Source organism: Ammoniphilus sp. YIM 78166 (assembly GCF_004522215.1).
Taxonomy (GTDB): Bacteria; Bacillota; Bacilli; order Aneurinibacillales; family RAOX-1; genus YIM-78166.
Genome location: NZ_SDLR01000004.1, coordinates 913300 through 924905, shown reverse-complemented (window position 1 = coordinate 924905; position 11606 = coordinate 913300). Strand labels below are relative to the sequence as shown.

The window sequence follows — 11606 nt, the reverse complement described above, 5'->3', positions numbered from 1 at the left end:
TCAGACAAAATAACATCCTATTAATTATCTAATCCGCTAAAAGCACTAGCTGTTTAATCTTTAATCCTAGCTGCAAATGAAACCGACCCTCGGAATCATAGATATTGCATCCGGTGATCGCCACGATTTTTTGAAGTCGGTATTTCAGCGTATTGACGTGAATAAACATCTTTTCGGCTGTTTCCGTCAAGCCCCCATTACTCTCAAAAAAACGCTCGAGTGTTTCAGCCAAATTGGCATTATGATTTTGGTCGTAGAGGTTGAGCTTTCCTACGGTTTCATCGTAAATAGCTTGAAGCTCGCTTTGATCATGGAATTCCCCCAATATACGATAAATTCCCAAGCTATTAAAATGATGGATTGAATTTCTACCCTTCGCTTTCCTTCCCACTTGGATGGACTGTATAGCTTGCAAATACCCTTTTCTTAGCCCTTTCATCCCCGGATGGAATCGCCCAATGCCTACGGTGAAGGTAACATCGGATACCTGACTTTGCAATCGGTCTTTGATTCGCTGGGCTAGTTCCTCCTGATAATGAATAGCAGGATAAAGGATCACCATTTTATCGCTCCAGAGTGCCACTATCACCGAAGGATCGTACTGCTGTACGATGGACTCTGCTTTTAGCTCAATATTTCTCTTAAATTCTTGAATCGATACTTCATCATATTTCAAGGCTTCGACTATGCTTAAGAATTGATCCATATCCAATACCATGACTTGATAGTCTTTGGTCAAATCCCAGCCATAGATCTTTCCTTTTTCGATTGCCTCTTCTTCACTAAGCGTGTTGTTCCCTAATAGAATAGAAGAGATGAGTTCATTCTTATATTTCTTTTCCACATCGATCTTAGTTTTTACTTTTTGAAATTCCAAACCAAATAAAGGTACTGCCCGCTCCATGATGTGAAAATCTCTCCTGCGAAACTCTCTCTTGGTACTCCAGCAGGTAATGACTCCATTAATTTCGTTATTTAGAATCAGCGGACTTACAATACAAGGGGTGCTTTCCCCATTGAAGGTTCTTACCATTCTTAAGGGACGTCTAGACTTCCACAGCTCGTTCGTTTGCTTGATGGACAGCGCTTCTATACTACCTGATATCGGAGACATGTAGACTTGCGGCAGGACCGATTCAATAGTGACCAGATTGCCCATCATCTTACTCAGCGCCTGAAGGATCGAATCGACCCCTCTGCCGGCTAGGGCCAGCTCCGTAATCCAGGCAAACAGCTCTTCATAATCCTCCGGTTCCGGGGAGGCATACTCTAGGATCACATTCATTAAGGGTGTCATGATGTCTAGGTAGGAGGTATCGCTATTGATTTCAATGATCGGAAAATCCAACAGATTCCCATAGTATAATATGGGCTCCGGTATTTCTTCGAAATATCGGTTCGTTTTGATCGCTAAGGCCGCGCTGCCCTTCTGCTTCAGCTTCTTGACCAGATCCTGGAGGGCTACTTCATCATCTTTAATGGGATATAGGCTCGTTAGTAATAGATCCTGCCCCTTCAACCATTGAATGACATCGGGTACCTCCATCACCGTTACATAGCTGATTTCCCGGTGCAGCCCCTTCTCTCCGGCTACCACCTTACACTTGGCCAGACCCCCGATGTTCATGGCTTCCTTAATGCTCAGTCCCAAGTCTGCTCCTCCTTTGTCGCTAGAATTTGTTTAGCGCGGTCAGGATTTTTTCCGGTGTAATCGGCAGGTTCGCAATCCGAGCCCCCACCGCATGCTGAACAGCATTGGCAATCGCTGCTGCTGTAGGCACGATGCCTTGTTCGCCCACTCCCTTGGCCTTAAACGGTCCTTCGTTATCCAGGTCTTCTACAATAATAATGTCCATTTTCGGAATATCGGCGGAGGAAAGAATCTTGTAATCTAGGAAACCGGGATTTACATTTTTCCCTTCCACTTCGATGATGCCTTCCGTCAGCGCATAACCGATTCCCTGAACGATGCCTCCTTCTAATTGACCTTCGACAGAAGCAGGATTAATCGCTTTTCCGACATCATGGGCAGCCACAATTTGGAGCACCTTGACTTGCCCCGTCTCCATGTCTACTTCGACTTCAGCCATTTGGCAGCCATAAACCAAGTTGGGGAAGTTGTGAGCTCCTTCCCCTCTTGCGAATTTAGGGGCTTCCGGATCGAAGTATCTTCCTTTCCCAGAAATCACTCTTCCTTCCTTCTGGGCAGCAAACCGTGTCACATCAGCAATGGAGACCGCTTGGCTCCAATCCGCTCTCGGACCAATTTTTCCTTCTTTTATCTCCAGCGCATCTGCCGGCAAGTCAAATCGAAGGCCTGCTAGCTCCAGCATCTCCGCTCTCGCTTGCTCGGCTGCATCCTTGACGGCCAACCCGTTTACATACGTGGTTCGGCTTCCCCAGCTTCCCAAGTCATAAGGGATAATATCAGTATCATGGTCGATCACTTGGATGTCTTCCAATGATACCCCTAACACTTCACCCGCAATTTGACTCAATACCGTTTGCGGTCCTTGTCCCATCTCCACCGCGGGTGTAATGATGGTAACCTGGCCATCCTCGGAAATTTTGATAAACGCATCGGTTGAATTATAGCCGTAGCCGCGGCTTCCCCCGCCGGATTGTAGCATGGATGCGATGCCGACCCCTCTTCGCTTGGTTGCATGCTCCGGTTGATTGTCGTACTGGCTGCGTTTTTCCTCATAATTAAGCTTCGCCTTCGCCCGTTCCAACGTTGTCAGCATCGATTCCGTATCGACTACCTTGCCGCTGCTCGTCACATCCCCCTTTTTGTTGGCATTGATGAGCCGGAACTCCAGAGGGTCAAGTCCTAATCTCTCAGCAATCATATCCATTTGCGATTCAATTGCAAAAGTTACCTGAGGGTTTCCAAAGCCACGGAAGCCTGTGCCGTATTGCTTATTGGTATAAACGATATACCCGTCAAACTTGGTATGCTCCACATTATAGAAAACGGAATTCACGTTTTCGGTGTACTTCATCGTACCCCAGCCTTTATCACTGTAAGCCCCATTATCCACAATGACCTGAGCATGACGGCCTAGAATCTTTCCATCCTTCCTCACCGCAGTTTTCAGCTTAAACGTATAAGGATAACGCGGGCGAGCGGTCATAAACTCTTCTTGCCGGGTGTTGGCGATTAAGACAGGCTTTCTCGTCTTTTGAGAAAGAAACGCCGCAATCGGCTCCTTCATATCCATGACCAAGCGGTTTCCGAATCCTCCGCCAATCGGCATGCGGATGACCCTCACCTGAGAAACGGGAATGGCCAGAACCTTCGCAATCTCTTTTCTTAAAGTGTGAGGCGTTTGGGTTTGCGAATAGATCGTCACTCTTCCCGAACGCTCATAATCAGCAATAACGGCTCTTCTCTCCAGTGGACAATGCGCTTGCTTGGAGGTGTCGAAGCGATCTTCAAAGATAAAATCCGCTTCGGCAAAGGCTTTTTCAATATCGCCATAAGAGGTATGAAGCTCGGCAGATACATTGTTAGGCCGATCCTCATGAATAAGAAGATCAGAGGTCAATGCTTGCTCCGGGTCAAAAAGGGCCGGGAGTATCTCGTAATCTACTTCTATTAATTCAATCGCTTTCTGAGCAAGCTCAGGCGTATCACAGGCTACGGCAGCGACTTCATCGCCAATGAAACGGACAACCTCATCACAGAGAACGAGATTATCCGACTGTGATTCAATGAAGCTAAATTTGACCTTAGGTGTATCAGCCGCCGTAATAACCGCACGGACCCCAGGCAGGCCACGGGCTTTGCTTGTATCAATGGAACGGATTCTGGCATGGGCGTGGGGACTCCTTAGAATTTTTCCATACAGCATACCCGGCAACACCATATCCTCCACATACCGAAGGTCGCCTGTAGCTTTTGGAATGCCATCGAATTTAGGGGTGGATTTACCGATTAGCCAATGATTTGTTTCCATAGGAATCCCTCTCTTCCCGCAAAGTTTTCGCTGCGTCTTGGATTGACTCGATAATTTTCACATAACCTGTGCACCGGCATAGATTACCCGCTGTAGCATGCTTGATTTCCTCGTCGGAAGGATTCGGATTGCGATCCAGCAGTGCTTTGGCCGCCATGATAAATCCAGGTGTGCAGTAGCCGCATTGCGTTCCCCACTTTTCGGCGAAGGAGGTCTGCAAAGGATGGAGATTGCCGTCTTGAGCCAATCCTTCGATGGTTGTCACTTCCTTCCCATCGCACTCCACAGCCAATACTAAACAGGATTTTACGACTTGGCCATTCATCACTACAGAGCAGCTACCGCAGTCCCCGGTTCCGCAGCTTTCTTTCGTCCCTGTCATTCCGGCATGTCTGCGCAAGTAATCGACAAGCGTCATATACGCCGGAATGTCCTCCATGTATACCTCTTCATTAATGGTTAGCCTTGTTTGTCTTTTCATTCGATTCCCTCCCCTTTAGCGTTCTGCCTTTGCTAGAATATCGCGCAAGGCTCTCTCTACGAGTACCCCTACCATTTTTTTGCGGTAACTGGCGCTGGCTCTTACGTCCGTAATGGGGCGAGACTGCTCTGCTGCCGCTTGTGCTGCCGCTTTGATCACTTCTTCATTTAATGGGTTTCCGTTTATTAACTGTTCAGCCTCGGTTGCCCGGAAGGCGGTTGGAGCAGCTGCACCTACAGTGACTCGTGCAAAGGAGCATATCTGGGTGGAAGGATCGATTTCTACCTTCACAGCGCTATTTAATAGAGCGATATCATCATAGGTTCTTCCCAGCTTTTGAAACGAACAATACTGGGTCGGAGCAGGCTTAGGAATATGAATTTCCCTCGCAAACTCATTCGGTCGGAGCGTAGTTCTGCCCGGCCCAGCAAAAAACTCTTCCATCGGAATCGTCCGTTGACCCTCCACAGATACTGCTACCACACGGGCATCATAAGCGAGAAGGACGGGAGAAGAATCCGCGGCCGGAGAGGCGTTGCATATATTACCGGTTAAGGTCCCGCGATTGCGGCATTGGACATCCGCCAGCTCCGATATCGCATGCCAAAGCGCGCGGTAATCCAGCTCCACTGCGGTTGTATCCAGCAATTCGGTTAGTGTGGTGTTGCAGCCAATCACAAAATGATCACCATCATACCTCTTTTGGTTTAACCCGGGGAGTTCTTTGACATTAATAATAGTCTTTTGGCTCCAGCGGTTAAGCTTGAGCTGCAGAATCAAATCGGTGCCTCCCGCCAATAGCTTAGCCTCATCCTTATAATGATCCAGCAGGTCCAGCAGCTCCTGGACCGTGTTCGGGCTATGATAGTCAATCTCATGAATAAACATCCCTTTGCCTCCTTCAGCGTTCTGTATCCTCCCGATCCAGCCCCATACCCAAGGCTTTTCGGTAATCTTCTTCACGGTTTAAGTTCAACAATACCTGCGGTTCTCTAACCTCCATCAACTGAATATACTCCTGATTACTCTTCATGATCTGCCGCAAACCTTCCGTTTGCTCATTGACCTCGCGTAATTCGGGGAAGAAACGGTCGGTAAACACAGGAGGATGACCCCTTTTCCCCTGATACACCGGGATACGTATTTCGGGCCCCTTATCCCCTACCCCTAACAGGAGCGAATCTATGGTTTTTGCTAAAACAGGCTGATCCACACCGATGATGGCTAACGCTTTGACTGGCCTCGTCAGGCCTGCAAGTCCAGCTCGGATGGATGCCGTTTTACCTTCATCATAATCAGGGTTGATCTGAATGATGATGTTCAGCTGATCTCGATACTGGGTTTGGAGCTTCCTGATCACCGGCTCCAAGCGCTGATGCTCATAGCCTAGGACGACGACGAGCTGTTGAATAACGGAACGGCTCATTTGCTGCACTTGATACTCAATTAGGGTAGTGTTCCCCCAGGGTAAGAGAGCTTTTAATTGACCCATCCGAGTGGACTTTCCTGCGGCCAGCAAGATGGCCCCCCACACCCTACAAGCTCTCCCTGACCAGTGGTTCAATAAAGATATCCTGGATGCCTCCGCAGATCCCGCCATCCTCATAAAACAGTCCTTTAGTAAGATCCACTTGATGATGGATACAAGCTCCGCTTACGATCGCTTCTTGTGCTTTTTTGATTACTTCTCCTTCTCCACAGCCTCCACCAATGGTTCCCACAATGGAGCCATCTTCAAATACAATCATCTTCGCCCCGGTTTTTCGCGGGGTAGAGCCTTTCGTTCGGATCACGGTCGCTAAAGCCGCTTTTTTGGAAGATTGTTTGGTTTTAATGATGCATTGGATCAAATCGAGTTCAGACATACCAATCATTCATCCGCCTTTACGATAAAATGTCCAACCTTTTCTCTTAACGATACACCCGACTTCTCATTCTTCACTTTCAGGATTTCAGCCATGATGCTAACGGCGATTTCCTCCGGAGTTTGGGCCCCGATATCCAACCCTACTGGGGCAAAGATATGATCAAACGATTCCTCCGGCCTCTCTGCTTTTAACTGGGAAAATACTCCAGATATTCTTCTGCGGCTTCCGATCATGCCAATATAGCTGGCGGACTTGCTCATAAGCTCCCGCAAAATCATCACATCAAATTGATGACCGCGCGTAACCAGAAGAATATATTTCTTCGCCGAGCGGGTGGGATTGCTGAAATAGTCCATATACTCCTTGCATATCACTTCATCTGCTAACGGAAACTGTTCTTCATTGGCATATTGCGGTCGATCGCAAATGACCGTAACAAAAAATCCTAGCATTTTTGCGATCTGAACGACCGGTTTGGCCACATGCCCCGCCCCAGCCACAATGAGGTGCAGAGGCGGAGGATAGACCTCCACATAATACTCCAGCTCCCAATCCTCCTGCTGATGGACGAAGGTCTTTGACGTCCCTTCTTGAAGAGCCTTTAGTGCATCATCAACCAACGCAGGGGTGAGAAACTCAGGTAAGCCCACTTCCAGCTCGACCTGCCCATTGTCCCATACCAGCGCTTTACTGCTTGTAATCTCATGGTCCTTCAGTGATTCGCCGTGAGTCCTGAAGCGGCAGCTTGTAATGGTGATCATGGCGATTCCTTCTTTCTTGCTTATCGCTGACAACAGCAACTCGTAGCATTCATTCCGGTTCATCGTACGGCGTCACCCTTTATCGGCTGCCCAGCAATTCTCATCAGCATCTCATAGAGCTTTGGCTCTTCTTGCTTGATTTGATGGTAATCCTCTTGACAGCGCTTCAACAGGGAAACTCCTCTTTCCATCGCTTCTTCATAAATCGCTGCTTCATCGACGAACGTCACTTTACCGTCTTCCACTACTTTTTTCCCGCCTACGTAGACGGCTCGGATGCAGGAGTCCGCTTTCCCGTACACTAATTGCCAGATCAGATTATTTAAGGGAACAAAAACGGTCGACTTCTTATCCAAGAACACCAGATCCGCCTTTTTTCCTGCTTCAATGGAACCGATTTGATCCTCCATGCCTAAGGCTGCCGCACTTCCTTGCGTTGCCATGGTCAGCACATCCACCGCTTGAATCCAACGCTGAAAATCAGCGGTATGCGTATTGCTCAAGATCGCAGCAAGCTTCATGGACTCAAACATCGATTGGAAACCGCAGCAGTTGGAGCCATCCGTACCTAAAGCCAAGCGAACACCTGCTTCTTTCATCGGGATGATGGGGGCCACTCCGCTGCCAAGCAAGAGGTTGCTTGCTGGATTATGCACAACCGTCGCCTCAAACTCCCGGATCAGCTCCATATCCCGAGAGCTCAGCCATACGCCATGCGCGAGCGAGACTCTACGATTCAAGATTCCTAGTTCAGCTAGATGCTCAACCATTGTTTTTTGGTAGAGACGCTGCGCGGTCACTTCCTGTGCTCTCGTTTCGAGCACATGCGTATGCCAAGGCAGATCATATTTTTGAGCCAGCTCCATGGAGCCAGTCAATAAATCATCGCTTGAACGCTGAGGACCGGAGGGACCTACAGCAACCCCGATGCCTCGGTCCGGATTGGCGAGTTTCACAATCACTTCTTCTACCATATCGATTAATTCCTGTGCAGAAGCGGAAGTCTTGGACTTGGGACCGTGAGAGGTGGAACCCATCCCTCCTAAGCCTATTTTCTCAGGCAAGCTGTCGGCATAAGGGAGATCTCCAAACATCGGGGTCACGAACGCTCGGATCCCAATAGACTGGTACTGCTCCGCAACAGCGGAGAGCCCCTCAAAATCCTGGGCTAAATGATCCAAAAAGGTCGTTGTTCCGCTCTTCAGCATTTCAATACTGCCTAAGGCTGCACTGATCACATGATCTTCACGAGACATATGCTTCCCCTCTGCCATGATGTACAGCATCCAGATTTCAAGGGGTATATTTTCCGTGGTTCCCTTGACCAAATTGGCATAGGAATGCGTATGAGCATTAATCAGACCTGGGAGTATAATCCGGTCTTTCCCATCCACTATCGTCAATCCTTCCCTCGGCCCCGTGTAATCCCCAGCCCCCATTTCCCGGATGGAATGTGTATCAAAGAGCAAGAAGCCTTTCTCAATGACTTGTCGATTCCGATCCATGGTGACAATCGTTGTATTTTCTATTAAGGTTATCATCACATTCTCCTTTTCTTCCATTAATTAAGTAATAGCTTAGGTAGCCATAAGAATAATTCTGGGAAATACGTAACTAAAATGAGAACAAACAAACAAGCGCTTAACAACGGGATCATCGGCCGAATGGTTTTCGTAATCGACACACGTCCGATCGAGCAAGCGGTAAACAAGGTAAAGCCCAGCGGTGGTGTGGCCATCCCGATGGAGAGATTCGTCGTTACGATCAGTCCTAGATGCAAGGGATCAATGCCGAATGATTTCCCAATCACGAGCAATGTAGGTACCGTTACTATCAGAGCGGAAGTGGTATCTAGAAAACAGCCAATTATCAATAAGAGAATGTTAAGCAATAGCAGAATCAGAATCTTGTTATCCGTGATGCTTTGCAGTGCCTGAATGATTTTCTGAGGTCCTTGCTCGGCACTCAAGATCCAGGCGAAGGCGGCAGCATTCGCAGTAAGGATCATAATCACGGCAGAGGTGATAACGGTATCCTTTAGAATGATGGATAAGTCCTTCATGCTCAGGTTTCGCTGGACGAGTCCGGAAATTACCAAGGCATAGACCACACTCACGACCGCCGCTTCTGTTGGAGTAAATACCCCGCCCAGAATTCCTCCTACAATAATCACGGGCATCAATAAGGCCCAAATGGCCTTCCGAAAAGCCTCATAAACCATAGGCCACTCGATCTTGCGTGGTTCGGTTTTAATTCCCATTTTCTTAGCCCGAAAATAAGCCGATATCATCAGGGCAAGGCCGATCAACAAGCCCGGCAAAAGTCCGCCAATGAATAATGCTCCAATCGAAGTGCCCGCAATAGCCCCATAGATGACCATCGTGATACTAGGAGGAATAATCGGTCCCATCGTTCCGGAGACCGCAATGAACGCAACGGACCATTCCTTTCCATAGCCTTTCTTCTCCATTTCCGGTAGCATTGTTCCTCCGATCGCCGCCGTTGTCGCCGGTCCCGATCCGGAAATAGAAGCAAAAAACATGGAAGCCAAGGAGGCAGACATGGCCAATCCGCCAACAATCTTATCTAATAAAAGAGAACTAAATTGGATCAGCTGCTGGGAAATCCCTCCTCTTTGCATAATCAGTCCGGATAAAATGAAGAAGGGGATGGCAAGAAACACAAATTTATCTAATCCGCTGAACATCTGCTGAACCACCAGCAAGAGCGGAAATTTTCCATCAATCAGCAAATATAAGGTGACCGAGGAAGCCAAGGCAAAAGCGACAGGCATATTCAAAACAAGCAGGATAAAGAAAAGGAGGATTAATAATCCCATGCCTAGTTCACCTCTTCCTTCGGTTTCGCATAGATCAAATTCCAAATCATTTCAAACATCATCAAAAACGTGCCCACCGGAACAGCCATATAGGGATAGGCCATTGAGATTCGCATAGCAGGCGATAACTGACTTTTCATGGATTGGGCCACTTCAAACCCTTTACTGAAGATCAGTCCCAATACTACAAGGAGCAAGGCCCCGACCATCCAAGAAACCCATCTTTGGCCCTTACCTGGCAGAAGACCAACAAAAAAGTCGAGTCCTAGGTGGGCGTTCGTTCGAAACGCAATGGCTGCCCCGAGAAAGGTCAACCAGATCATTAAATAGCGAGCTAGTTCCTCACTCCAGGAGGGAGGGGCGGAAAATAGGTATCGTGCGACAACCTGGTAAAAACATACAAGCGTTAATACAATCAATAAGGTAAAGGAAAAGTAGTCCAGGCTTTTATCAAACATCGTTTTCAGCTTAGAGATCATGCTGCCCCCCTTTGTTTTGAAAAAAAGGCGAGGGTCGATACAAGACCGCCCCCTCCCCTTCCTAATTTAATGTTTGTCCCGCTTCTTTCAAGATTTCTTCGAGCAGTTCTTTTCCGCCTTGAACCTGTTCGGCGCTCTTCGTCCAAGATGATTTCGCCAAATTGATAAACGGCGTTAAGTCCTCGACTTTGTGAACCGTAATACCATTGTTCTCGAGCTCGGCATAGATCTCGGTTTGAAGCTTCTTAATCAACTCATTCTCATATTTCGTCGCTTCCAAGGCAGCGTCGGTTACAATTTCCTGCAAGTCTTGAGGAAGCTTTTGATAGAAGTTTTCGCCGACGAGATACATCATGGTCAAGTACACATGCTTGGTTTCGGAATATACCTTAGTTACTTCAAAATGGCGGCTGCTCTGGTAGGCTTCTGGTACATTTTCAGCGGCATCTACTACTCCTTGCTGTAGAGCAGTATACAATTCAGAATAACCCATCGGCATAGGAGACGCTCCTAGGGCATTGAACAAATTCAGGTGAGCTGGCGTTTCCAAGGTTCTGATTTTTAAGCCTTTTAAATCTTCAGGCTTGTCAATTGGCTTCTGTGCGTAGACATTCCGGAAGCCGGCATCTAGATAAGCTAATCTTCTGAACCCTGACTGGATCATCTTTTCATTCAGTTGGTCTCCAATTGGACCATACAAAATCTTCTGGGCGGTTTCACCATCTTTAAACAGATATCCTAAATCCAGCAGAGCAAATTCGGGAACAAACCCTGAAACGGGTCCAGAAGAGATAATTCCCATTTCTAGTGTACCGAGCTTCATTCCATCGAGCATCTCCCGTTCATTCCCCAACTGGGCATTCGGATAGATTTCCACCGTGAGGCGGCCGTTGGACTTTACCTCTACCAATTCCTTAAATTTTTTCGCTCCATCGGTATAATGGTAATCTTCTGACAGTACATGTCCGATCTTAATCGTAAACTTCTCATCGTTCGTCTGGCCGCTGTTTCCACCCGCTTGCGGGGTAGCCCCGCCTGTGTTCTCTGAAGATCCCGTACAACCGCTGATGACAAGCAGCACGATTGTGACCAACGCTAGAATGGATAGATTCTTCTTCATCCTATTTCCCCCCTATATTTTTAATGAAACTATAGCAAATGACTCTTGACGTGATCTATGTCCGAAAAGACCAAACCACCGCCTTTATTTAGTCCGATC

11 protein-coding genes are annotated in these 11606 nt (G+C 47.7%); all 11 read right to left on the bottom strand.

Annotated features, from left to right (window positions below; genetic code table 11):
- Nucleotides 1-28: 28 nt before the first annotated feature.
- Nucleotides 29-1651: a PucR family transcriptional regulator gene (locus EIZ58_RS21065; RefSeq protein ID WP_134702815.1), complete on the bottom strand. Its 1623-nt coding sequence runs from the start codon at nucleotides 1649-1651 to the stop codon at nucleotides 29-31.
- A 19-nt stretch (nucleotides 1652-1670) separates the two neighbouring features.
- On the bottom strand, nucleotides 1671-3959 hold the full coding sequence (locus tag EIZ58_RS21060; RefSeq protein WP_134702814.1) for a xanthine dehydrogenase family protein molybdopterin-binding subunit: 2289 nt from the start codon (nucleotides 3957-3959) through the stop codon (nucleotides 1671-1673).
- Nucleotides 3931-4440 carry a (2Fe-2S)-binding protein gene (locus EIZ58_RS21055; RefSeq protein WP_134702813.1) on the bottom strand — a complete coding sequence of 170 codons (510 nt, stop codon included), beginning with the start codon at nucleotides 4438-4440 and terminating at the stop codon, nucleotides 3931-3933. Before EIZ58_RS21055 ends, EIZ58_RS21060 begins: the two co-directional genes overlap by 29 nt.
- 15 nt (nucleotides 4441-4455) lie before the next feature.
- Nucleotides 4456-5328, bottom strand: coding sequence for an FAD binding domain-containing protein (locus EIZ58_RS21050; protein WP_134702812.1), 873 nt, complete (start codon nucleotides 5326-5328; stop codon nucleotides 4456-4458).
- Between the two features lie 13 nt (nucleotides 5329-5341).
- Nucleotides 5342-6040: a nucleotidyltransferase family protein gene (locus EIZ58_RS21045; RefSeq protein ID WP_255438363.1), complete on the bottom strand. Its 699-nt coding sequence runs from the start codon at nucleotides 6038-6040 to the stop codon at nucleotides 5342-5344.
- Complete coding sequence (locus EIZ58_RS21040) at nucleotides 5976-6314, bottom strand: XdhC family protein (RefSeq protein ID WP_240689256.1); 339 nt, start codon at nucleotides 6312-6314, stop codon at nucleotides 5976-5978. The genes EIZ58_RS21045 and EIZ58_RS21040 overlap by 65 nt, the downstream gene beginning before the upstream one ends.
- Nucleotides 6311-7132, bottom strand: coding sequence for an XdhC family protein (locus tag EIZ58_RS21035; protein WP_134702809.1), 822 nt, complete (start codon nucleotides 7130-7132; stop codon nucleotides 6311-6313). Before EIZ58_RS21035 ends, EIZ58_RS21040 begins: the two co-directional genes overlap by 4 nt.
- Entirely contained in the window at nucleotides 7129-8610 is a 1482-nt protein-coding gene (locus EIZ58_RS21030) for an amidohydrolase family protein (protein ID WP_167577847.1), read from the bottom strand. Before EIZ58_RS21030 ends, EIZ58_RS21035 begins: the two co-directional genes overlap by 4 nt.
- Before the next feature lie 20 nt (nucleotides 8611-8630).
- Nucleotides 8631-9908 (bottom strand): TRAP transporter large permease, encoded by a 1278-nt coding sequence (locus EIZ58_RS21025; RefSeq protein ID WP_134702807.1) that lies wholly within the window; start codon nucleotides 9906-9908, stop codon nucleotides 8631-8633.
- 2 nt (nucleotides 9909-9910) lie between these two features.
- Entirely contained in the window at nucleotides 9911-10387 is a 477-nt protein-coding gene (locus EIZ58_RS21020) for a TRAP transporter small permease (RefSeq protein WP_134702806.1), read from the bottom strand.
- 61 nt (nucleotides 10388-10448) lie between these two features.
- Entirely contained in the window at nucleotides 10449-11507 is a 1059-nt protein-coding gene (locus EIZ58_RS21015; protein ID WP_134702805.1) for a TRAP transporter substrate-binding protein, read from the bottom strand.
- Nucleotides 11508-11606 lie beyond the last annotated feature (99 nt).

Bases quoted from the DNA above. Each gene is read 5' to 3' on its own strand.
- EIZ58_RS21060 (WP_134702814.1), bottom strand. From the start codon at position 3,959: ATGGAAACAAATCATTGGCTAATCGGTAAATCCACCCCTAAATTCGAT.
- EIZ58_RS21055 (WP_134702813.1), bottom strand. From the start codon at position 4,440: ATGAAAAGACAAACAAGGCTAACCATTAATGAAGAGGTATACATGGAG.
- EIZ58_RS21050 (WP_134702812.1), bottom strand. From the start codon at position 5,328: ATGTTTATTCATGAGATTGACTATCATAGCCCGAACACGGTCCAGGAG.
- EIZ58_RS21045 (WP_255438363.1), bottom strand. From the start codon at position 6,040: ATGGCGGGATCTGCGGAGGCATCCAGGATATCTTTATTGAACCACTGG.
- EIZ58_RS21040 (WP_240689256.1), bottom strand. From the start codon at position 6,314: ATGATTGGTATGTCTGAACTCGATTTGATCCAATGCATCATTAAAACC.
- EIZ58_RS21035 (WP_134702809.1), bottom strand. From the start codon at position 7,132: ATGAACCGGAATGAATGCTACGAGTTGCTGTTGTCAGCGATAAGCAAG.
- EIZ58_RS21030 (WP_167577847.1), bottom strand. From the start codon at position 8,610: ATGATAACCTTAATAGAAAATACAACGATTGTCACCATGGATCGGAAT.
- EIZ58_RS21025 (WP_134702807.1), bottom strand. From the start codon at position 9,908: ATGGGATTATTAATCCTCCTTTTCTTTATCCTGCTTGTTTTGAATATG.
- EIZ58_RS21020 (WP_134702806.1), bottom strand. From the start codon at position 10,387: ATGATCTCTAAGCTGAAAACGATGTTTGATAAAAGCCTGGACTACTTT.
- EIZ58_RS21015 (WP_134702805.1), bottom strand. From the start codon at position 11,507: ATGAAGAAGAATCTATCCATTCTAGCGTTGGTCACAATCGTGCTGCTT.